Annotated in this window: 20 protein-coding genes; 7 read left to right on the forward strand and 13 right to left on the reverse strand. The window is 61.0% G+C overall.

Annotated features, from left to right (window positions below; translation table 11 throughout):
• Positions 1–151 precede the first annotated feature (151 nt).
• Positions 152–493, forward strand: a complete 342-nt coding sequence (locus tag NL154_RS14685; RefSeq protein ID WP_210630395.1) for a hypothetical protein — start codon at positions 152–154, stop codon at positions 491–493.
• A 219-nt stretch (positions 494–712) separates the two neighbouring features.
• Complete coding sequence (locus tag NL154_RS14690) at positions 713–1,600, forward strand: sugar kinase (protein WP_434734099.1); 888 nt, start codon at positions 713–715, stop codon at positions 1,598–1,600.
• An 84-nt stretch (positions 1,601–1,684) separates the two neighbouring features.
• On the opposite strand, the gene gstI is transcribed toward NL154_RS14690, so the two are convergent.
• On the reverse strand, positions 1,685–1,876 hold the full coding sequence (gene gstI / locus NL154_RS14695) for a glutamine synthetase translation inhibitor GstI (RefSeq protein WP_064804193.1): 192 nt from the start codon (positions 1,874–1,876) through the stop codon (positions 1,685–1,687).
• Between the two features lie 430 nt (positions 1,877–2,306).
• Between gstI and NL154_RS14700 the strand changes: the two genes are divergently transcribed.
• Together NL154_RS14700 and NL154_RS14705 are read left to right on the forward strand one after the other, a co-directional pair.
• Entirely contained in the window at positions 2,307–3,347 is a 1,041-nt protein-coding gene (locus NL154_RS14700; RefSeq protein ID WP_064804195.1) for a glutamine synthetase beta-grasp domain-containing protein, read from the forward strand.
• A 238-nt stretch (positions 3,348–3,585) separates the two neighbouring features.
• Positions 3,586–4,767 (forward strand): glycosyltransferase family 4 protein, encoded by a 1,182-nt coding sequence (locus NL154_RS14705; RefSeq protein WP_210630389.1) that lies wholly within the window; start codon positions 3,586–3,588, stop codon positions 4,765–4,767.
• 110 nt (positions 4,768–4,877) lie between these two features.
• On the opposite strand, the gene der is transcribed toward NL154_RS14705, so the two are convergent.
• The 3 genes from der to NL154_RS14720 form a co-directional block, all read right to left on the reverse strand.
• Positions 4,878–6,299, reverse strand: a complete 1,422-nt coding sequence (gene der / locus NL154_RS14710) for a ribosome biogenesis GTPase Der (protein ID WP_210630388.1) — start codon at positions 6,297–6,299, stop codon at positions 4,878–4,880.
• Between the two features lie 16 nt (positions 6,300–6,315).
• Positions 6,316–6,999 carry a tetratricopeptide repeat protein gene (locus tag NL154_RS14715; protein WP_210630386.1) on the reverse strand — a complete coding sequence of 228 codons (684 nt, stop codon included), beginning with the start codon at positions 6,997–6,999 and terminating at the stop codon, positions 6,316–6,318.
• A gap of 105 nt (positions 7,000–7,104) precedes the next feature.
• Positions 7,105–7,689, reverse strand: coding sequence for an NnrU family protein (locus NL154_RS14720; RefSeq protein WP_434732857.1), 585 nt, complete (start codon positions 7,687–7,689; stop codon positions 7,105–7,107).
• Between the two features lie 120 nt (positions 7,690–7,809).
• Here NL154_RS14720 and NL154_RS14725 point away from each other — a divergent pair, with 120 nt between their 5' ends.
• Entirely contained in the window at positions 7,810–8,799 is a 990-nt protein-coding gene (locus NL154_RS14725) for a polysaccharide deacetylase (protein ID WP_434732858.1), read from the forward strand.
• 270 nt (positions 8,800–9,069) lie between these two features.
• On the opposite strand, the gene sbmA is transcribed toward NL154_RS14725, so the two are convergent.
• The 9 genes from sbmA to glpK form a co-directional block, all read right to left on the reverse strand.
• Positions 9,070–10,335, reverse strand: coding sequence for a peptide antibiotic transporter SbmA (sbmA, locus tag NL154_RS14730; protein ID WP_210630380.1), 1,266 nt, complete (start codon positions 10,333–10,335; stop codon positions 9,070–9,072).
• 123 nt (positions 10,336–10,458) lie between these two features.
• A complete protein-coding gene (locus NL154_RS14735) occupies positions 10,459–11,643 on the reverse strand; it encodes a YbfB/YjiJ family MFS transporter (protein ID WP_210630378.1) in 1,185 nt (394 codons plus the stop codon).
• A gap of 398 nt (positions 11,644–12,041) precedes the next feature.
• Positions 12,042–12,800 carry a type I methionyl aminopeptidase gene (map, locus tag NL154_RS14740; RefSeq protein ID WP_221123035.1) on the reverse strand — a complete coding sequence of 253 codons (759 nt, stop codon included), beginning with the start codon at positions 12,798–12,800 and terminating at the stop codon, positions 12,042–12,044.
• A gap of 39 nt (positions 12,801–12,839) precedes the next feature.
• On the reverse strand, positions 12,840–13,901 hold the full coding sequence (locus NL154_RS14745; RefSeq protein ID WP_434732859.1) for an LLM class flavin-dependent oxidoreductase: 1,062 nt from the start codon (positions 13,899–13,901) through the stop codon (positions 12,840–12,842).
• A 400-nt stretch (positions 13,902–14,301) separates the two neighbouring features.
• Positions 14,302–14,592 carry a GIY-YIG nuclease family protein gene (locus NL154_RS14750; RefSeq protein WP_210631581.1) on the reverse strand — a complete coding sequence of 97 codons (291 nt, stop codon included), beginning with the start codon at positions 14,590–14,592 and terminating at the stop codon, positions 14,302–14,304.
• Between the two features lie 131 nt (positions 14,593–14,723).
• Positions 14,724–15,191 carry an SRPBCC family protein gene (locus NL154_RS14755; RefSeq protein WP_221123038.1) on the reverse strand — a complete coding sequence of 156 codons (468 nt, stop codon included), beginning with the start codon at positions 15,189–15,191 and terminating at the stop codon, positions 14,724–14,726.
• A gap of 88 nt (positions 15,192–15,279) precedes the next feature.
• A complete protein-coding gene (locus tag NL154_RS14760; protein WP_210630372.1) occupies positions 15,280–16,539 on the reverse strand; it encodes an RNA polymerase sigma factor in 1,260 nt (419 codons plus the stop codon).
• Entirely contained in the window at positions 16,536–16,910 is a 375-nt protein-coding gene (locus NL154_RS14765) for a YciI family protein (RefSeq protein WP_210630371.1), read from the reverse strand. Before NL154_RS14765 ends, NL154_RS14760 begins: the two co-directional genes overlap by 4 nt.
• Before the next feature lie 110 nt (positions 16,911–17,020).
• Complete coding sequence (glpK, locus tag NL154_RS14770; protein WP_210630370.1) at positions 17,021–18,514, reverse strand: glycerol kinase GlpK; 1,494 nt, start codon at positions 18,512–18,514, stop codon at positions 17,021–17,023.
• Positions 18,515–18,769: 255 nt separating this feature from the next.
• Here glpK and NL154_RS14775 point away from each other — a divergent pair, with 255 nt between their 5' ends.
• Both NL154_RS14775 and xdhA read left to right on the forward strand, forming a co-directional pair.
• Positions 18,770–19,546 carry a 3-hydroxybutyrate dehydrogenase gene (locus tag NL154_RS14775; RefSeq protein WP_221123040.1) on the forward strand — a complete coding sequence of 259 codons (777 nt, stop codon included), beginning with the start codon at positions 18,770–18,772 and terminating at the stop codon, positions 19,544–19,546.
• Between the two features lie 28 nt (positions 19,547–19,574).
• Positions 19,575–21,038, forward strand: coding sequence for a xanthine dehydrogenase small subunit (gene xdhA / locus NL154_RS14780; protein WP_221146940.1), 1,464 nt, complete (start codon positions 19,575–19,577; stop codon positions 21,036–21,038).
• The last annotated feature ends 217 nt before the right edge of the window (positions 21,039–21,255 follow it).

Here is a 21,255-nt window from a genome sequence, read left to right on the forward strand (position 1 = left end):
GCCCGCCTTTTCCAAAGACTTCTCACGTCCCCTTCGCCGCGAAACGGCCAAAACACACTTACTTCGGAATCCATAGTCTCCGATAACAAAGAATTAGATGCGGATATGCTATCCCTGCCCCCGCCTGATCATGGGCCTGGGGAACGCATATATGAAATCGAAACTATCCGGATTGATCGCGCTTGCAGCCGCGATCATCGCCACCTCCGCCGTATCGTCGTATGCCGAAGATCTGAAATTCCAGCTCACCAACGGGACCAATTCCGTCCTGACGCGCTTCTACAGCTCGCCGACCGGCGTCAACAACTGGGAAGAAGACGTCTTTGGCGAGGATGTCCTCAATCCGGGCGAGACTGTGAACATCACCATCGCCGACGGCCGCACCGTCTGCAAATACGACATGCGCTTCGAATTCGACGAAGACTCGAACCTCGACACCACCGAAGACACGCAGGACCTTTGCGCGCTCGGCAGTTACACCATTCACGAATAGACACCCTTCGCCGGCGCCGCCTTCGCTTAGCCTGCGAAGGCGGCTTCCGTTTCTGGTCGCAATGGCGCTCGCAATATCGACCCTTGTCACTCCGCCCGGCTCCGCGTATCAGCGCATGACGCGTTTATTCAAAGCGATAGAGCGGCTGTTGCATCAGCGACGCTCCGATGCCGGGAGGGCAAGGTGAACGGAAGACGGTTTCTGTCGATCGGTGAATGCATGGTGGAGCTCTCGCAGGCCGGCGACGGTCTGCTGCGCAAGGGCTTTGCCGGCGATACCTTCAACACCGCCTGGTATGCTAGCGCTTGCCTCGGTCCCGATTGGTCGGTCGATTATTTCACGGCGCTCGGTGACGACGCCATGTCGGACGAGATGGCTGCCTTTATCGCCGGAGCGGGTATCGGCACGAACCTCATCCGCCGCATCAAGGGCAGGACGCCGGGCCTCTACATGATCAACCTGAAGAACGGCGAACGCTCCTTCAGCTATTGGCGCGACAGTTCGGCCGCCCGCAGCCTGGCTGCCGATCCAGATCATTTGCGCGAGGCGGTGGAGAGCGCCGATCTCGTCTATTTCTCCGGCATCACCCTTGCCATCCTGCCGCAGGAGGATGCCGCGACGCTGCTCGCGGAGGTCCGCCGCGCCAAGGCAGCCGGCAAGCTCGTGGTGTTCGACCCGAACATCCGTCCCCGTCTGTGGTCGAGCTACGATGTCATGCACGCGACGATCAGCGAGGGCGCCCGCTCTTCCGTGCTCGTCATGCCGAGCTTCGACGACGAGGCCGCCCATTTCGGCGACGATTCCATCGAAGCAACGATCCAGCGCTATCTCGCACTCGGCGCCATCAATGTCATCGTCAAGAACGGCGCCGACGGCGTCACCTTGAATTTCGCCGGTGAGGAGACCTTCGTTCCGGCCGAAAAGGTCGAAAACGTCGTCGACACCACCAGTGCTGGCGACAGTTTCAATGGTGCCTTCCTCGCACGCTATCTTGAGAGTCAGGACGCGCCGGCAGCCGCCCGCTTCGCCGCAGGCGTGGCGGCTCGCGTCGTCAGCGAGCATGGGGCCTTGGTTGCAAGAGAAAAACTCGGGTTGAGTGGTGGCTGAGCCCGCGCGTGACCGCCGCGCAGATATGCCATGCGCGGGCGCTCCCCGCCTTCTCAGCATTCTTCCCGGTTAAGGGTGTAAAAATCAGGACTTCGTCGGCCGATCTGTCTCGCGAACCGCCTCGTCATGATACCAGCAGCTGTCGAGTGCGGCGTCGCAGACATCAGCCGCCTCGCGCTCCATCAGCCTTGCGCGTTCGAACCGGTTTGCGGCCCGGGTCGGCTTGACGGGAAACTGGTAGATCGTCGCGGATTCGCGATGGAAACCGGTGGGCATGAGATCGCCTCCATTCCGTTCGGCGCATCGATATCAGGACCGCGACCATAGCATGATGCACATAGATTATGCAAATTGCACAAAATATATGCATGAAGTAACTATGATTGATCCATATGCTGTCTGCGCCCGAAGCTTCCGCCTATTTGTTCAACACTTCACCATTTCAAGCAAAACGCCCAAATTTTCATCCGGTTCCAAGGCAGAAAACCTCTTTATCCTCCTGAGGAATCAGCCTTCGACCGTTCAAACGGGCTTCTTTTCGAGAAAGAAAAAGCGCGGATCGAGCGGCTCATTGAAGATTTTTCTTTCGCCGGCGATCAAACTGGCACGCTACGTGCTTCACTAGGTGCATCCCCTGGCGGTCGGATGCGTTTGCGCGCCCAGATCATCCGGGTTTGCTCACCTTCGTCGCATTGAGAGAGTCACGATGACAAAATATAAGCTCGAGTATATTTGGCTCGATGGGTACACCCCGGTACCGAACCTGCGTGGCAAGACGCAGATCAAGGAATTCGACGCATTCCCGACGCTGGAACAGCTTCCGCTCTGGGGCTTCGATGGCTCGTCGACGATGCAAGCCGAAGGCCGCAGCTCCGATTGCGTGCTGAAGCCCGTCGCCATCTATCCTGACCCGGCCCGCACCAACGGCGTGCTCGTCATGTGCGAAGTCATGATGCCCGATGGCGTCACGCCGCACCCGAGCAACGCCCGCGCCACCATCCTCGACGACGAAGATGCCTGGTTCGGCTTTGAGCAGGAATATTTCTTCTACCAGAACGGCCGCCCGCTCGGCTTCCCCGAGCAGGGTTATCCGGCTCCGCAGGGCCCCTACTACACCGGCGTCGGCTATTCGAATGTCGGCGACGTCGCCCGCGAAATCGTCGAAGAGCATCTCGATCTCTGCCTCGCTGCCGGCATCAATCACGAAGGCATCAACGCCGAAGTGGCCAAGGGCCAGTGGGAATTCCAGATTTTCGGCAAGGGCTCCAAGAAGGCCGCCGACCAGATCTGGATGGCACGTTACCTCCTGCAGCGCCTGACCGAAAAATACGGCATCGACATCGAATATCACTGCAAGCCGCTCGGCGACACCGACTGGAACGGTTCGGGCATGCATTGCAACTTCTCGACCAAGTACATGCGCGAAGTCGGCGGCAAGGCCTATTTCGAAGCGCTAATGGCGCAGTTCGAAAAGAACCTGATGGATCACATCAACGTCTATGGTCCCGATAACGACAAGCGCCTGACCGGCAAGCACGAGACGGCTCCGTGGAACAAGTTCTCCTACGGCGTTGCCGACCGTGGCGCTTCTATCCGCGTGCCGCACTCCTTCGTCAAGAATGATTACAAGGGCTATCTGGAAGATCGCCGCCCGAACTCGCAGGGCTGCCCCTACCAGATCGCTTCGCAGGTTCTGAAGACGATCTCGGAAGTTCCGCTCGCCGGTTCGGCTTCCGCTGCCGCCTAACCTCCCAAGCGGCGCCGGTCTCCGACCGGCGCCGTCATTCTTTCTGCCTGAAAAACATCGTCGGCCGCTGACATATTCGCGCCGATCGAGCCGCTAAACGCCTGAAAATACTGGCAAGCGGCTGTAATATTTCCATCATGGTCATGCCTCAAAATAGGCAAGCGGGAATCGCCGTTCCGGAACCCCGCTTTGGGGTTGAGCGTTGACAGATCACTGCAACGCGGATGGAAATCGCGACATGCTGCAACGTCCGGCAAACACTTATAGCGGCGAGAGCTGGGCCCATGCCGCAGCCGCCGGAAACCTGCCGGAAAGGCTGGTAATCGTTACCGACGCCTGGCATCCGCAGGTCAACGGAGTCGTTCGCTCGATCGAGAACACCAATCGCGAACTGGCGAAAATGGGTGTCGAGGTTGCGATGGTGACGCCGGAGCGTTTCCATAGCATCCCCTGCCCGACCTATCCGGAAATCCGGCTGTCGATTGCCAATTACCGACGTGTCGCGCGAGAGATCGAAAAGCACAATCCGACCTATGTGCATATTGCCACCGAAGGTCCGCTGGGATTGACCGCCCGCCGCTGGTGCCTGCGCAAGCGCATGCCTTTCTCCACCAGCTATCACACACGCTTTCCAGAATATGTGTCTGCCCGCCTGCCGATCCCGGAGAGCTGGCTCTATGCCTTCGTGCGTTGGTTCCACAATGGCGGCGCCGGCTGCATGGTCGCGACGCCAAGCCTTGCGCGCGAACTGGCCGCGAGAGGCATCAAGAACCTGATGCCCTGGACCCGCGGCATCGACGCCACGCAATTCCATCCGATGCCGCTTGAGCCGGAGCCCCTTGGCCTCCCTCGCCCGATTTTCATGACCGTCGGCCGCGTGGCGCTGGAAAAGAACCTTCCGGCATTTCTCGACCTCGACCTGCCAGGCTCCAAAGTCGTCGTCGGCGATGGTCCGGCGCGCGCCGAGCTGGAGCAGCGTTATCCGAACGTCCATTTCACCGGAGTGAAATTCGGCGAGGATCTGGCGAAAATCTACGCGCAGGCCGATGTCTTCGTCTTCCCCTCGCTCACCGATACCTTTGGTAATACCATTCTCGAAGCCCTGGCATCGGGCGTGCCGGTCGCCGCCTACCCGGTCACCGGCCCGCTCGATATCATCGGCGAGGACAGCGAGGTCGGAGCACTGGACGCCGACCTGCAGGCCGCGTGCCTGGCCGCTCTCTCCGCCTCGCGCACCAAGGCGCGTGAGCTTGCCATGCAATATTCCTGGGAGGCGGCAACGCAGCAATTCATCAACAATATTCGCGCGGCCAATGGGGTCATCACGCCCAAATGGAAAAAGGCCTGGCAATTTGCCAAGTCGCTTCCAAGAAGCAGAAAGCCCGGCGAAACCGCCGGGCCTCTCTCATCCGCAGACTGATCAGTTCTTTCTGTGCAGGGCGCTGCGAAGCGTGTCGTCGCCGCTAGACGAGCAGAAGAACGGGCGCGCGGCGCAACAATGCCGCGTAAGAGCCCAACCACCCTTAAACCCTACGTCCGCCTCTTCTTCGACTCGTACGGATTATCAGGCGAGCGGAAATGGATGCGGATCGGTACGCTCGGCATATCGAAATCGGCGCGCAGCCCGTTGATCAGGTAGCGCGTATAGGATTCCGGCAGCGCGTCGGAGCGGGTGCAGGAAATCATGAAGGCCGGCGGACGGGCCTTGACCTGTGTCATGTATTTCAGCTTGATGCGGCGGCCGGAAACGGCCGGAGGCGGATGTTGGATCTGCTGCGTCTCCAGCCAGCGATTGAGCCGCGCCGTCGAAATGCGCTTGTTCCAGACCCTGTCGGTATCGATAATCGACTGCATCAACTTGTCGAGGCCCCAGCCGGTCTGGCCGGAGATCGGCACAGCGCGGATACCGCGCGCCTGCGGCAGCAGCCGATCGGTCTTTTCGCGCAGATCCGCCAGCACCGCCTGCCGGTCCTCGATCATATCCCACTTGTTGAAGGCAAGTACGGCCGCGCGGCCCTCACGCAGCACGAGGTCGACGATCTGCAGGTCCTGCTTCTCGAAAGGGATCGTCGCGTCAAAGACGATGACGACGGTCTCGGCGAAACGGATGGCGCGCAGCGCGTCGGCCACGGAAAGTTTTTCCAGCTTCTCGGTCACCCGCGCCTTGCGGCGCATGCCGGCCGTGTCGAACATCTTGATAGTGCGGCCGCGCCAGTCCCATTCGACCGAGATGGAATCGCGGGTAATGCCCGCCTCCGGCCCGGTTAGCAGCCGGTCCTCACCGAGGAAACGGTTGATCAGTGTCGATTTGCCGGCATTCGGACGGCCGACAATCGCCACCCGGAGCGGCTTGGTCTCGTCATAAGCGGGCTCTTCGTCCTCGTCCTCACCTTCATCGGCCGAGTGGGAGATATCAACGTCCGTGACGGCGACATCCTCCTTGGCGTAGGCACGGTCCTTGCCGATCGCCTCGACGATCGCGTCGCGCAGGTCGAGCATGCCCTGCCCGTGCTCGGCCGAAATCGGCGTCGGCTCGCCGAGGCCGAGCGTATAGGCGTCGTAGAAGCCGCTGTCGGAGCCGCGCGCCTCGGATTTGTTGGCGACGAGCACGACCGGCTTGCCGCGCCGGCGCAGCATTTCGGCCAGGGCAGTATCGACTGGCGTCAGCCCGTTCTTGGCGTCGACGACGAAAAGCGAAAGATCAGCCTCATCGATTGCCGCTTCCGTCTGCGCGCGCATCCGGCCCTGCAGGCTTTCCTCGTCGGCTTCTTCCAGACCGGCCGTGTCGATAATCGTAAAGGTCAGACCCATCAGCCGCGCGTCACCCGGCCGGCGGTCGCGCGTCACGCCGGGTGTATCGTCGACGAGCGCAAGCTTCTTGCCCACCAGGCGGTTGAAAAGCGTCGACTTGCCGACATTCGGACGACCGACGATGGCGACCGTGAAACTCATTCTTTTTCCTTAAAACTCAGCCCTGCGCGGCGGGCGCCTTGCCGGATGCGGTAATGAGATCAAGCATCATCTGAGCGCGATTGGCAACAGGACGCGGGCTGCCGGTGTCGTCGACAATCGACTGGAACCATTGCCGCGCCTGCGCCATGTTGCCGGCCTTGTAGGCGGCCAGACCGAGTGCTTCGCGCGCCGAATGGCGGAAGGCGCTGCTCGGCACGGCCATTTCTTCGATCGCGGCCGAAACCTGCTCATAAGAACCGTTCTCGATCAGCAGCCAGCCCGCGCGCATTTTGGCGGCATCGCGCACGGCAGCCGGAACGCTGTTGTCTTTGCCGATTTCGTTGAAGGCGGTGATCGCCGCCGCAGCGTCGCCCTTCTGCGCCTTGACGGTCGCCGCCCGCATGCGCGCCAGCACCGGATAGGCGCCATGACCTTCCTTCTCCAGCTTTTCAAGCGCGGCCAGCGCCTCGTCGTTCTTGTTTTCGTCGGCAAGCTTCATCGCCGCCAGAAACTGGTCGCCGGCGCTGGAGGAGCGGTTGTCGTCCCAATATTCATAGAGAACCTTGCCGGCGGTGCCGGCGACGATCAGGATGGCGACGACAATGATATAGCGGCCGAACCGGCGCCAGGCGCCCTTCATCTGGTCTGACCGCAATTCCTCGTTGACTTCACGGATGAAGCTGTCGTCGTTGAATGCCATTCTCGTCTCCGGCCGCGGAAATACCTATACGCATGTGCATGACACGCACATTTCCGGCCTTCTACCCCATTTTGCCGCCATTGTAAGGGGGATGTGAAAGATTCGTCACATGGCGAGCGGCGAAACGCCGATCAGCCATTCGTGCAGCTTCCAGATGATCAGCGCCCAGACGACGATGCCGATGACAAGGGCATAGAGGTCGTACTTGGCCGAGACGAAGGGCCGGCGCGTGATTTCCCCCGCCCGCTCGCGGCGCTTGAGCGAAATGCGCACGATCACGCCCCAGGCAAGGAACGCCGCAAACAGCAGGACCGACGACGTCTCGCCATTGGCAAGCAGATGCGCCAGCGCCCAGATCTTCACCGACAGCACCATCGGATGCTTGGTCTTGGTCGCAATGTGTCCAGCCGGCAACAGCGAGGCGACGAGACAGATCAGCGCGATCAACATCAGCGTAATGGTGATATGCGCCATCCAGACCGGCGGATTGTAGAGCATGCCGGTCACCTGCCTGGCCTGCCCGAATCCGTAGATCAACAGGATCAGTGTGAGGATGCTCGCAACCGAATACCCGGCACGCCAGCCATTCTCGCCGAGGCGCGCGATCATCGAGCGACGCAGATCCGGAGCCACCACCCGCACCAGGTGCACACCGAGAAAAAGTATGATGCCGACGATAAGCAGTGCCATTGCGGTCCCTTCCGTGCAGTTTGACATGACTTAGCGGTTGGCGGGAAAAAATACCAGCAAGACCGCAGCTTCGCCGCAATTCTATCGGAGGGAAACCGCGAACAAATTGTCGCGGTGCCCATGTCTCGCCCTCTCCTCGCCACCTGTCTGATTGCCTCTCTCGTTCTTCCCGCGGTGGCAGAGGCGGCCGACCGGCCGAAGCAACTGGTCATCATCTCCTTCGACGGTGCCCACAACAACGCGCTCTGGCTGAAAAGCCGCGAGATGGCCGCCAGGAACGGCGCCCATTTCACCTATTTCCTTTCCTGCACCTTCCTGATGAACGAGGCGGCGAAAAAGGCCTATCAGGCGCCGCACCAGAAACCCGGAAAATCCAATGTCGGCTTTGCCCGGAGCGACGACGAGATCCGCGAGCGCCTCGGCAACATCTGGCACGCCCATCTCGAAGGCCACGACATAGCAAGCCATGCGTGCGGCCATTTTGACGGCCGCCTCTGGAGCGAGGCCGACTGGTCGGCCGAATACGCGACTTTCCATGCGACGTTGAAAAATGCCTGGAAGGGCGTCGGCCTCGAAGAACCAGCCGGCTGGCAGGATCTGGTCGATCACGGCATCAAGGGCTTTCGGGCCCCCTATCTCTCGGCGACGGCGGGCACCGACATGATCGCCGCCGAGAAGAAGGCGGGCTTCACCTATGACGCAAGCCTCGTCACCAAAGGCCCGGCCATGCCCGTCGAAGAAGACGGCATCCTCCGCTTCGGCCTCCCCCTGATCCCCGAAGGCCCCAGCGAAAAGCCGATCATCGGCATGGACTACAACCTCTTCGTCCGCCATTCCAAGGGTGAGGAGGACAGCGCGGATTCGAAGGCATTCGAAGACCGCGCCTACGCCGCCTTCTCCCAGGCCTTCGACCGCCAATACAACGGCGACCGCATCCCCCTCCAGCTCGGCTTCCATTTCGTCGAAATGAACGGCGGCGCCTACTGGCGCGCGCTCGACCGCCTGGTCAGCGACGTCTGCCATCGGGCGGACGTAGCCTGTGTGAGCTATTCCGAAGCGATTCCGATGATCGAGGCGCGTGGGAAATTGGAGCGGACGTCGGGGCTCTGACGAAAGCTTTTGAGAACGGGGGGTGGTGCCGTGTGGCCCCCTCATCCACCCTGGCGGGCACCTTCTCCCCTCTGGGAAGAAGAGGGAATCGCAAAGTCCACGAAAATTCTCTCGAGCGATGGATCAAGGCGAGGCATTGCCACGAGTCTCTTCTCCCCTCGGGGGTCCGAAGGACGGGTCGAGACCAGTGGCTCGACCCCGGTCGGTGGTGGCAGCCGGATGAGGGGGCCGCATGGCACCACCTCGCCCGCTCCAGCCAAATCCTAGGCATCAACCATCCGCATGCACGACACCAGCCTCGCGCTCCAGATAGTGTCGATCGATCGCAGGCAGCGGCTCGTCGTCAATGGCCGCCTCAAAGGCCTTGAGGCGCTTGTGGATGGAGAGCAGCTCAATGATCGTCGTCCAGGAATTGACCAGATATTGGAACGAATTGCTGACTTGGCCGAAGGCCGTCGAGATCTGCTGAAAGATGCCGTAGGTGATCGTCCCGGCCACGATCGTCGGCACCAGCATGAAGACCACGAAGAGCGCGTCCGCCTGAATGTAGAAATAGCGGGCGACATTGAAATACATGTAGTGGAAATACATGCGGAAATAGTTCCGCCGAACGTTGTTGAAAAGCTCCCTGACTGTCAGCGGCTGCGCCCGCTCCGCATGGTCCTCGCCATAGACGAGTTCCTTGCGATAGGCGGCTTCCACGCGCTGATTACGGAAGTTCAGGCCCGGCAGCTTGATACCGGCGACCGCCAGAAGCAGCGTGCCGAATGCCGACCAGAACAGCGCCAGCCAGAACAGGGAATTCGCCAGCGGGCCGATGACCGGCAGTTCAGTCACATAGTGCGACAGTGCCAGAAGGATCGGAAGGAAGACCACGAGCGTCATCACCGAATTGATGAGGCTGATGCCGAGACCCTCGAGCGTGCTCGAAAAACGCATCGTGTCTTCCTGCACGCGCTGTGAAGCACCTTCGATGTGCCGCAGCTTTTCCCACTTCGACATATAGAAATCGTTCATCGCGGCGCGCCAGCGGAAGATGTAGTGGCTGGTGAAGAAGTCGGTCATGATCGACACGAACATGCTGAGGAACGCGATCTGACAGAAGACCCACATCAGACTGTAGAAATTGTCGACGGAAATGCCCGGCTGCTTCGACAGGGCGTTCTGCAGAAGGTCGCCGAATGGGCGGCGCCAATTGTTGATCACGACCGTGATCTGCACGCCGAAATAGGTCACAAAAATGATGAGCGCAGAACCCCAGATCGACCACAGCTTCCAGGGATGGTGCAGCGCCTTCAGATGCCAAGCGCCGCAGAAGATGATCGCCGAGAGAAAGAAATAGCTGTAAAACCAAACATTTTCGGGCAGCAAGAAGAAGGAAAGATCGATCGGCTGCTGCTCTTCTGCAACCGGTGCAAATCCGAGCGACGCGCCGAGACCGGCCGCGAAGAAATACCAGCCCAATATTGAAATTAGCGTCCAGACGACAAGCGAAATGAAGAAAGGTTTCGGCTGGGGAAAGAAGGAATGAAACACGGGGAGCTTTGCTTTCCTGAACTGTGAGTCTCGGGAGTGTCGGAACACTGATTGTGCCGGAAACTAAGGCAGTTCGAAGGAAGCAGCAATGGGTTCAGCCGATTGTTACGCAGATGTAATCGGTTAGGCGATTTTCCTGATGACGGGCATTACGAGCGCCGCGCAGACAAGAAGTGCTGCGGCAGCGATCACCGTCGGCAGGGTAAAGCTGCCCGAGCGTTCGGCAATCCAGCCGGCAACAATCGGTCCGACGATCTGGCCGACGCCGAAGGCGGCCGTCATCATCGCCAGGATCCGCCGCGGACTCTTCGGGGAAAGCTTGCGGCCGATTTGCAGTCCGTAGGCCGTGATCGCCAGGAACGTCGCCCCGAATAGCGCCCCGCCGATCAGCGGCGCGACCGAAGGCGGCAGCGCTACGGTGGCGAGCACACCGGCGGCCTCGATGAGAAGCGCCGCGACATAGACGCCGCCGAGTCCAAGCGGTCTGACGAGCGGCTTCCAGGCAAACAGCGCCACCGCCGCCGTCACGCCGGCAATGAACCAGCAGAGAAATTCGACGAAAGCTCCCGTCGCCGCCATGCGTGCGATGGTGACGAGGAAGGTCGCGGTGATGACGTAGCCGAAGCCGAACAGGCCGTAGGACAGCGTGACAAGCACCATCGGCCGGCTCCAGTTGAGCGCCGGTTCCTTGCCCGACCGCGCTGCCTGTGCCGGCGCCGTGGGCAAGAGCCACCAGACGATGGCGAGACTTGCCGCGCAATAGAGCGCCCCGCCGATCCAATCGGCGCGCCAGCCGCCCGGCTCATCGTGAAAGCCAAGACCAATCAGGAGCACCATGACCGACGAAAGCGCAATGCCCGCTCCAGGCCCGCCGAAATGCGCCGCCTGCACATGGTCATTGCCGGCAGCAGCCCCGTGGCTGAGCACGATCGACGAGGTGAACACCATCGCGAAGGCGCTGGCAAGGCCGGCCAGGAGCCGGATGACCGCAAAGATCGCAACGGAATCGGTGGCCGCCATCGCAGCGAGCAGGATTGCGTTGGCAAGCAGTGCCAAGAGCGCCACCAGCCGTTCGCGCCCCGCCGCCCAGCCATAAGCCGCCAGCACGGCGCCAACGAGATAACCGACGAAATTCGCCGACGCGATAAAGCCGGCATCCGCCGCCGAAAGCGGCACGCCGCTCATCATGCCGGGCAGGATCGGCGTATAAGAGAAGCGCCCGAAGCCCATGGCTGCCGCCATGGCCACGGCGCCGGCAGCAGCAATCGAAACCAGGTTGGGCGCGGAGCGAGGCGGACGGGAAAGCATGCACCGCTTATCGCGCTGCAACGCAAAGGCCACAAACGACTATTTCTGATCGATCGATCAATTCTGCGAAAGGTAGGATTTTCACCGCCGTTTTTGAACCACAATATCTAGGGCGCAGATCGAAGCGCGGGAGCGAAGGGACGTGGCGGTCAAGCCGAATGAATTGACATGTGCGCCCACCACAACCACCCTCATTTCCTGTGCTTGTCACAGGAATCCCGTGCGCCCAAGTCCTTGGGCGCTGGAGACTCTCTTCAATTGTATATGGGTCAATCACCGCGCAGACGCGCGGTGGCTGGATTCCTGTGACAAGCACAGGAACAAAAAGGAGAGGTGAGCGCTCCCCACGAAGCGACCTGAAGATTCCAAGCCCAAGGGCGAGCCCACTGACCCCAGCCCTACACCCGCCCATCCGGCAGCGTCAATATCACCGGCCCATTCCGCGTCGCAACCACCGTATGCTCAAACTGCACCGTCGGCGCCTTCGGATCGGCATAGAGCGTCCAGGCGTCGTCGCCGCCTTCGGCCCATGTCGCGCCGAGCGAAAGGAATGGCTCGACGGTGAAGACGAGGCCATCCGTCATCACACGCTTTTCCGAAGGATCCGGCCAGGTCGAGAGCTCGGCCGGCTCCTCGTGCAGCGAGCGGCCGACGCCGTGGCTCGCCAGATTGGCGACCAGCGTATAGCGGTTCTTCTGCGCGAAAGCGCCGACGGCGGTGCCGATCTTTGCCAGCGATTCGCCCGATTTCACCTGGTTGAGCCCGACCCAGAGCGCCCGCTTACCGTCGCGGCAGAGCCGCTCGATTTTCGGCTTGACGGGCGGCACCGCGAAGGAGGCGCCGGTATCGGCGAAGAAGCCGTCCTTCTCGGCCGAGACGTCGATATTGATGAGATCGCCGGCGCGGATGACGCGCGGGCCGGGAATGCCGTGGGCGATTTCCTCGTTGATGCTGATGCAGGTCGCGCCCGGAAATTGATAGCAGAACTCCGGCGCCGAGCGTGCGCCCGCATCTTCGAGCACCTTGCGGCCGATCTGGTCGAGCTCCAGCGTCGTCATGCCGGGCTCCATCGTTGCCGCCATCACCTGGATGGCATTGGCGCAGATGCGGCCGATCTCCTTGAGCTTCACCAGTTCGTCGTCGTTTGCGATAACCATTCGTCTGTTCCGCCCTTCCACAGGGCGGCCGCGGCCGCCTCAAACTGAGGCTTTCACTCCTTCGCTCTTTTCAGTCAATGCCTTTCTGACGATCGGCGCCACTTTCGTCCCGTAGAGCTCGATGCCACGCATGATCTGATCATGCGGCACCAGGCCGATCGCCATCTGCAGCAGGAAGCGGTCGTTCTTGAATATCGCGTGATGGGCGATGATCTTTTCCGCGACCCGCTCGGGATCGCCGACGAAAAGCGCGCCGTTCGGCCCGCGCGAAAGATCGAAATGCGCCCGGCTCGTCGGTCCCCAGCCGCGCTCGCGGCCGATGCGGTTCATCACCTCCGCCTGTGGTCCGTAGAACTGGTCGGCGGCTCTCTCCGTCGTGTCCGCGATGAAGCCATGGACATTGATACTGGTCTTCAGCTTCGCCTGATCCTGCCCGGCCCGGCGCGCAGCCTCGCGGTAGAGATCGAAGAGCGGCGCGAAACGGCGCGGCTCGCCGCCAATGATCGCGAGCGCCACCGGCAGTCCGAGCGCGCCGGCGCGCGCCACCGACTGCGGTGTGCCGCCAACCGCGATCCACAGCGGCAGTGGATCCTGCAGCGGCCTGGGATAGACGCCGCGTCCGTTGATCGCCGCGCGAAGCTCACCCTTCCACGCGACAGTCTCATCATCGCGCAGCGCCAGCAGCAGATCGAGCTTCTCCTCGAAAAGCTGGTCGTAATCCTCGAGGTTGTAGCCGAACAGCGGGAAAGACTCGATGAACGAGCCACGCCCTGCCATGATCTCGGCACGGCCGTTCGAAATGAGATCAAGCGTCGAAAACTGCTGGAACACACGCACCGGATCGTCGGAGGAGAGCACAGTAACCGCGCTCGTCAGCCGGATGTTTTTGGTCTTGACGGCCGCAGCCGCCAGCGCCACCGCGGGAGCGGACGCCGCATAGTCCGGCCGATGGTGTTCGCCAAGCCCGAAGACATCGAGCCCCACCTGATCGGCAAGCTCGATCTCCTCGATCAGATGCTTCAGCCGTTCGGCCCCTTCCGCTCCCTTGCTGCGGGAGGGATTGGGATTGACATCGGCGAATGTGTAAAGGCCCAGTTCCATCGTCGGCATCCTGTTGAACTCGATCCGGAGATAAGGATGGCGGCGATGGAGCGCAAACACAAATTGTGGAACGGATTGTTCGAGAATCTTGATAGGCGGCGGCAGTTATTAAGGGTTCGCACCCTCAGCTACATCTAACTGAGCGAACATTGTACGATGGCAAAGAGTCCCTGCGCCATGGACATGGCGCTGCTGGATTCCTGTGACGAGCACAGGAATGAGGGAGCAAATGGTGCGCACCTGGCCAACCATATCCCATACTATTCAGAGCGTTTTTGTTAGATGCTGAACTGCGTGAACCATCGTTGTTGACCTCTGCGACTGCCAAGAACTCCCTCATTCCTGTGCTTGTCACAGGAATCCAGCAGTCGCGCGTCCGCGCGACAGGAGACTTCTCCTCTCACAGGCCCAAGAGATGAAACGAAATGTCCTCCCATTCAGGATTCTCCCGCTCGATCAGATTGAGCTTCCACAGTCGCGGCCATTTCTTAATCGTCTTTTCGCGCGTGATCGCTGTCGTCAGCAGATCATGCTCCTCGAACCACACCAGTGTCTTGACACCATACTTCGACGTAAAACCCGGCGTCAGCTCATTCTGATGCTCGTATAGCCGGCCGGCAAGATCACGCGTCACGCCGGTATAGAGCGTGCCGTTGCGTCCGGATGCGAGGATATAGACGTACCCTTTCATACCAGCAGATTGGCACAGGATAGAATCTGAATTCAACGACTTCGAAGCACAGGTGGAATCATCTTCCAAACCGCCTCGTGCCACACTTGAAGCACGGGACGGCGCGGCCTTTACCACGCCGTCCCTGTCACTCACATCTTTGCCAGCAGTTCCGCCAGCTGGTCTGCGGCTTTGCCCCATCCCTCATGGAAGCCCATCTTCTCGTGCGCTTCCTTGTCTTCGGCGCGCCAGTGCAGCGCCTTGGCTGTATATTTCGTCCTGCCGTTACCGAGGTCTTCGAGCAGAATGACGCCGGTGAAGAAAGGCTTTTCGGCAGGCACCCAGGCGCTGGTATAGGCGTCGGTGAAGACGATCTTCTCATTCTCGACGATCTCGAGATAGACGCCATGATTCGGATACCGATTGCCCTCGGGATCCTGCATGACGACAACACTCGCGCCGCCGGGGCGCACATCGAGCGTCGCGTCTGCCACACTCCACGGGCGCGGGACGAACCACTGCTTCACGAGATCCGGATCGGTCCATGCCTTGAAGATCTTATCGCGCGGGGCGTGGAATTCCCTGATAAGGACGAGTTCATGTTGCGTGCTGGCGGTCATTTCAACATCTCTCCGTTTGAATGAAACCTGTTTCGTCTCAGGTTGTTACAAGGACGTGTAAACTTCGCCGTTCCGACACCACGAAGAATTAATTTGCAATCGGCTGCGCCGCCTCTTCCTGCATCTTGTCGATCTGCCGGCGGATATGCGCGGCTTCCGCCGCCGAATGGGCAAGCGCGATGGCATGGTCGAAGGCTTCGCGCGCCTGGCTGGTCAAACCGAGCTGCTTCAGCAGCCCGCCCCGCAGACCGTGATAATAGAAATAGCCTCCGAGTTTCTCGCCGAGCGGATCGATGAGATCCAGCGCCTCCTGCGGCCCATGCAGCTTGGAAACGACGACCGCGCGATTAAGCGTTACGACAGGCGAGGGCTGAATACGCTCCAACGCCCGGTAAAGCAGATCGATTTCCGTCCAGTCGGTGTCTTCGGCACGTTTCGCGCGCGAATGGATGGCGGCGATGGCCGCCTGAAGCTGGTAGGGGCCGGGCCGGCGGTGGCGTAGCGCCTTGTCGAGCAGCGCCAGGGCCTCATTGATGAAAAGCTGGTTCCAGAGAGAGCGGTCCTGATCCTCGAGCAGCACGATCTCGCCTTCGGCGCTGAAACGCGCCGGGCGGCGCGATATCTGCAGAAGCATGAGCGCAAGCAGCCCCATCAGTTCCGGTTCGGACGGAAACATGTGCAGCATCAGCCGTGCCAGCCGGATCGCCTCGTCGCTGAAGGCGGCCGCCTCATGTTTGGGATTCGCCTGGGTGTAGCCCTCGTTGAAGATCAGATAGATCATCGTGCTGACGATCGACAGGCGTTCGGCCCTCTCCTCAGGGCTCGGCGTTTCGAAAGGCACGCCCGCCTTGGCGACGCGCGCCTTGGCCCGAGTGATGCGCTGCTCCATGGCGCTTTCGGAGACCAGGAAGGCGCGCGCGATCTGCGTCACCGAAAGGCCGGAGACGATGCGCAGCGCCAGCGCGATCTGCTGCGTCGCCGGCAGATCGGGATGGCAGCAGATGAAGAGAAGCCGCAGGATATCGTCGCGATAATTGGAAGCATCCAGCCGCTCGGCAATGTCGCTTTCGGCATCCTCAGTATCGGAAATGACGTCCTCGTCCGGCAACGCCTGCAGCTTCGATCGTTTGCGCACCGCATCGATGCCGCTGTTGCGACCGACGAAAATGAGCCATGCCGCCGGATCGCGCGGCGGTCCTCTTTCCGGCCATGTCCGGATCGCCCTCAGGCATGCCTCCTGAAACGCCTCCTCCGCGGTATCGAGATCGCGGAAATAGCGCAGCAGCGCGCCGAGCGCCTTCGGGCGGGCCGAGGCAAGCGCGAGGTCGATCCAGGCAATGTCGGTCATGATGCAGCATCTCCCGGCCTGAACACGTAGAAAGGCCGAATTTCGTAAGAGGAGGAGCCGGGATTGACCGCGGATAGCTGTTTCGAGAAGGCGACCGCCTCCTCCAGCGTTTCGAAGTCAACCACGTAAAAGCCGAGAAGCGCCTCTTTCGTTTCCGCGAAAGGCCCGTCGATGACGAGAGCCTCGTCTTTGCCCTTGCGAACGGTCGTCGCCGCCGTCGTCGGCATCAGCCGACCGACGGGACCCAGCTTACCGGCTTTGGCAAGCGGCTCCTGCACGGCGTAAAGCTTTTCCATGACGGCAGCCTCCTCCTCCTTGGTCCAGGCGAAGACGGTTTCCTCATGGGCGTAACAAAGGATTGCATAAAGCATCGGTCACTCCTCTTTCCGAATGACGAAGGAGTAACCGCTTAGCCGACAGGCCGCATCAAAAAATTATCCGGGTCAGCGGCGGTTGCAGGAACCAAGGCGCTTACCGAAGGCTAGCCTTCGGTAAGCGTCCGCTTGACCGCATTCTTCCAACCCTTGAGTTTTGCCGCCCGCACCTTCTCGTCCATGTCAGGCTCGAAACGCCGGTCGCGTTTCCATGTCGCCGAAAACCCATCCCTGTCAGGCCACACCCCCGCCCGGCTGCCGGCGAGCCAGGCCGCGCCCAGCGCCGTCGTCTCCAGGATCACCGGGCGATCGACCGGCGCGTCGAGCAGGTCGGCGAGGCGCTGCATCGTCCAGTCGGAGGCGACCATGCCGCCGTCGACGCGGAGCACCGTATCTTCGGCGCCGTTCTTCCAGTCTTTCTGCATGGCGTCGAGCAGGTCGCGGGTCTGGTAGCAGACGGCTTCGAGCGCCGCCCGGGAAAGCTCAGCGGGCCCACTGTTGCGCGTCAGCCCGAAAATCGCGCCGCGCGCCTGGGCATCCCAATATGGCGCGCCGAGGCCGGTGAAGGCGGGCACGAGATAGACCTCCTGCGTCGGATCGGCCTTTTCGGCAAGCGTGTTGGTCTCGGCGGCACTGCCGATGATGCGAAGCCCGTCCCGCAGCCATTGCACGGCAGCACCCGCGATAAAGATCGAGCCCTCAAGCGCATAGGTCGTCTCGCCGTTGAGGCGATAGGCGATTGTTGTCAGCAGCCGGTTTTTCGAACGCACCATGTCTGTGCCGGTGTTGAGCAGCGCAAAGCAGCCCGTGCCGTAAGTCGATTTCAGCATGCCCGGCGCAAAACAGGCCTGGCCGATGGTCGCCGCCTGCTGATCGCCGGCGACGCCGAGGATCGGGATGGCAGCGCCGAATATCTCTAAATCGACCGTGCCGAAATCGGCGGCACAATCCTTGACCTCAGGCAGCATGGCGGCCGGCACTCTCAGAATGTCGAGCAGATCCTCGTCCCATGCATTTTCGGCAATGTTGTACATCAGCGTGCGTGAGGCGTTGGTGGCATCCGTCACGAAGCTCTTGCCGCCGGTGAGCCGCCAGATCAGGAAGGTGTCGATCGTCCCGAAGCAGAGATCGCCCCGGGCCGCACGCGCCCGCGCCCCCTTCACATTAGCAAGCATCCAGGAGAGCTTCGTGCCAGAGAAATAGGGATCAAGGATGAGTCCGGTCTTCTTTGTGAAAACCCGTTCCAGATCCTGCCGTTTCAGGTTGTCGCAGTAGCTCGCCGTGCGTCGATCCTGCCAGACGATGGCATTCTGGATCGGCCGGCCGGTCTCGCGCTCCCACACAACAACGGTCTCGCGCTGGTTGGTGATGCCAAGCGCGGCAATGTCCTTCGCCATCACCTTGGCTTCACGCAGCGCCATATGGATGGTGGAGACGACTGAATCCCAGATCTCCTCAGGATCATGCTCCACCCAGCCGGAGCGCGGATAGATTTGAGTGAATTCCTTCTGGCCTTTGCCGACGACCTGCATGGTGCCATCAAAAACGATCGCCCGTGTCGACGTTGTTCCCTGATCGATCGCCAGAACATATCCGCTCATGAAATCCTTCTCCCTGGAGCAATTCCAGCAAAAGCGCGTAGCGGTTTGCGTCCGGAATTGCGTGGATCAAAGAGATAGAGCATTTCCGTGATTCGGAGAAAAACGGAAATGCTCCACGCTGATTATCATGGCAAATCAATAGGACACGGATGCGGGCGAGAAAAGCGAATAAAGCGGAATTGCCAGCCTGCCGCCTTTGGGAATAACCTCGAGGCTAACGCTGCGACGCAGCATCGGCATTCACGGAGAAACAGCATGAGCAGATCAGTCGTCGTCACCGGCTCCACCAGCGGCATCGGTCTTGCGATCGCTACCGCCTTCGCCGAAACCGGCGACAACGTCGTTATCAACGGGTTCGGAAATGCCGATGAAATCAACGCGATCGTCGAGCGGCTTGAATCGGTATCGAAGGGCCGGGCAATCTACCATCCCGCCGACATGACCAAGCCCGCCGAGATCGCCGACCTGATCGAAACCGCCGCAAAAACCTTCGGCACCGTCGATGTCCTCGTCAACAATGCCGGCATTCAGCATGTCGAGAAGATCGAGGATTTCCCGGTCGAAAAATGGGATCAGATCATCGCCATCAACCTGTCGAGCTCCTTTCACACCATGCGCGCCGCCATTCCGCTGATGAAAGCCAAGAAATATGGCCGCATCATCAACATCGCTTCGGCTCACGGGCTCGTCGCCTCCCCCTTCAAATCCGCCTATGTGGCGGCAAAACATGGTATATTAGGCTTGACGAAGACAGCGGCGCTGGAACTTGCGGAGTTCGGCGTGACGGTCAACGCCATCTGCCCCGGCTATGTGCTGACGCCGCTCGTCGAAAAGCAGATACCCGATACCGCCAGGGCGCGCGGCATGACCGAGGAGCAGGTGAAGAGCGAAGTCATCCTCAAGGCGCAGCCGACGCGCGAATTCGTCAAGGCCGAGGAGATCGGTGCGCTGTCGATCTACCTTGCGAGCGATGCCGCCTGCCAGGTGACCGGAACCCACATCTCGATTGACGGTGGCTGGACGGCGGCCTAACCATTTGGAAAACATAACCGGGAATATCATGAACGACAGCATTCGCTTCATCCTGAATGGCGAGGACATCGAGCTCACCGATGTCGGGCCGACCGAGACGCTTCTCGATTTTCTGCGGTTGAAGCGGCGCCTCACTGGCACCAAGGAGGGATGCGCGGAAGGCGATTGCGGGGCCTGCACCGTGCTCGTCGGCCGGCTCGTCGACGGCAAGCTTGCCTATGAATCCGTCAACGCCTGCATCCGTTTCACCGGCTCGCTGCACGCCACGCACGTGGTGACGGTCGAGCACCTGGCCGGCCGGGATGGCGCGCTGCATCCGGTGCAGCAGGCGCTGGTTGATTGTCATGGGTCGCAATGCGGCTTCTGCACCCCGGGCTTCGTGATGTCGCTCTATGGGTTATGGCTGACAAAGGAAAAACCCGGTCGCCGCGAGATCGAAAAGGCATTGCAAGGCAATCTGTGTCGCTGCACCGGCTACGAGCCAATCGTCAAGGCCGCCGAGCAGGTGAGCCTGATGCGCCCGAGCGCGCTGTTCGACCCGCTGGAGCGCACGCGCTCGGAAATCATCGCACGGCTCTGGGCCATGCAGGCGAGCGGCACCATCCGGATTGCCAAAGGCGAAGACCGGTTGATCGTGCCGGCTTCTGTCCAGGCACTGGCCGAAGTTCTCTCGCAGGAGCCCGACGCGACCGTCGTTGCCGGCTCGACCGATGTCGGCCTCTGGGTGACGAAGCAGATGCGGCGGCTGAGCCCGGTCGTATTCATCAACCACCTGAGCGAATTGCAGACCGTCACCGAAAGCGAGGACGGCGTCACCATCGGCGCTGGCGTCAGCTACACCAGGGCCTTCGAAGCGATCGCCCGGAAAATCCCGGCGCTCGGGCGGCTGATCGACCGCATCGGTGGCGAGCAGGTGCGCAACATGGGCACGATTGGCGGCAACATCGCCAACGGCTCCCCGATCGGCGACAGTCCGCCGCCCTTGATCGCGCTCGGGGCGACGTTGACGCTGCGCTCCCTCGAAGGCCAGCGCAAAATCCCCCTCGAGGACTTCTTCATCGCCTACGGCAAACAGGACCGCAGGCCCGGCGAGTTCGTCGAGAGCGTCTTCGTGCCCTATCCCGCAAACAGCCGCTTTGCCGCTTACAAGATCACCAAGCGCCGCGACGAGGACATCACCGCCGTGCTCGGCGCCTTCCTGCTGACCCTCGACGACGCGGAGATCGTCACCGACATCCGCATCGCCTACGGCGGCATGGCGGCAACGCCGAAACGCGCTCGCACGGTGGAGACCGAACTGATCGGCAAATCCTGGACTGAAGCAACGATCGAGGCCGCCCGCCCCGCCTTCGACGTCGATTTCCAACCGCTCACCGACTGGCGCGCCACGGCGGAATACCGCCAGTTGACGGCGAAGAATTTGTTGACGCGGTTCTATCTGGAAACTGTCGGCGCGCCGGCGGAGCTGAAGCGGTTCGAGGAGGTGGCGTGATGGAGAAATTGATCAGAACGCCCGGAATGCAAGCCTTGATGGGAATAGTCGCGGTCTCCTCCTCTCCCTCATTCCTGTGCTTGGCACAGGAATTCAGCGCGCCCAAGTCCCTGGGCGCAGGAGACATTTCCTCAGCGTCATATGAGTCATTCACGGCGCAGACGCGCCGTGGCTGGATTCCTGTGACATCCCTCGGGCGAAGCCCTGAGGGCAAAGG

The sequence above is a fragment of the Rhizobium sp. YTUHZ044 genome (assembly GCF_051123975.1).
Classification (GTDB): domain Bacteria; phylum Pseudomonadota; class Alphaproteobacteria; order Rhizobiales; family Rhizobiaceae; genus Rhizobium.

Coding starts and splice junctions, on each gene's coding strand:
- NL154_RS14720 (WP_434732857.1), bottom strand. CDS start 7,689: ATGGCACTGCTTATCGTCGGCATCATACTTTTTCTCGGTGTGCACCTG.
- NL154_RS14705 (WP_210630389.1), top strand. CDS start 3,586: ATGCTGCAACGTCCGGCAAACACTTATAGCGGCGAGAGCTGGGCCCAT.
- NL154_RS14685 (WP_210630395.1), top strand. CDS start 152: ATGAAATCGAAACTATCCGGATTGATCGCGCTTGCAGCCGCGATCATC.
- NL154_RS14760 (WP_210630372.1), bottom strand. CDS start 16,539: ATGACCGACATTGCCTGGATCGACCTCGCGCTTGCCTCGGCCCGCCCG.
- xdhA (WP_221146940.1), top strand. CDS start 19,575: ATGAACGACAGCATTCGCTTCATCCTGAATGGCGAGGACATCGAGCTC.
- gstI (WP_064804193.1), bottom strand. CDS start 1,876: ATGCCCACCGGTTTCCATCGCGAATCCGCGACGATCTACCAGTTTCCC.
- NL154_RS14745 (WP_434732859.1), bottom strand. CDS start 13,901: ATGGAACTGGGCCTTTACACATTCGCCGATGTCAATCCCAATCCCTCC.
- NL154_RS14765 (WP_210630371.1), bottom strand. CDS start 16,910: ATGCTTTATGCAATCCTTTGTTACGCCCATGAGGAAACCGTCTTCGCC.
- NL154_RS14735 (WP_210630378.1), bottom strand. CDS start 11,643: ATGCTTTCCCGTCCGCCTCGCTCCGCGCCCAACCTGGTTTCGATTGCT.
- NL154_RS14715 (WP_210630386.1), bottom strand. CDS start 6,999: ATGGCATTCAACGACGACAGCTTCATCCGTGAAGTCAACGAGGAATTG.
- NL154_RS14700 (WP_064804195.1), top strand. CDS start 2,307: ATGACAAAATATAAGCTCGAGTATATTTGGCTCGATGGGTACACCCCG.
- map (WP_221123035.1), bottom strand. CDS start 12,800: ATGGTTATCGCAAACGACGACGAACTGGTGAAGCTCAAGGAGATCGGC.
- NL154_RS14750 (WP_210631581.1), bottom strand. CDS start 14,592: ATGAAAGGGTACGTCTATATCCTCGCATCCGGACGCAACGGCACGCTC.
- der (WP_210630388.1), bottom strand. CDS start 6,299: ATGAGTTTCACGGTCGCCATCGTCGGTCGTCCGAATGTCGGCAAGTCG.
- NL154_RS14690 (WP_434734099.1), top strand. CDS start 713: ATGGTGGAGCTCTCGCAGGCCGGCGACGGTCTGCTGCGCAAGGGCTTT.
- glpK (WP_210630370.1), bottom strand. CDS start 18,514: ATGAGCGGATATGTTCTGGCGATCGATCAGGGAACAACGTCGACACGG.
- NL154_RS14725 (WP_434732858.1), top strand. CDS start 7,810: ATGTCTCGCCCTCTCCTCGCCACCTGTCTGATTGCCTCTCTCGTTCTT.
- NL154_RS14755 (WP_221123038.1), bottom strand. CDS start 15,191: ATGACCGCCAGCACGCAACATGAACTCGTCCTTATCAGGGAATTCCAC.
- NL154_RS14775 (WP_221123040.1), top strand. CDS start 18,770: ATGAGCAGATCAGTCGTCGTCACCGGCTCCACCAGCGGCATCGGTCTT.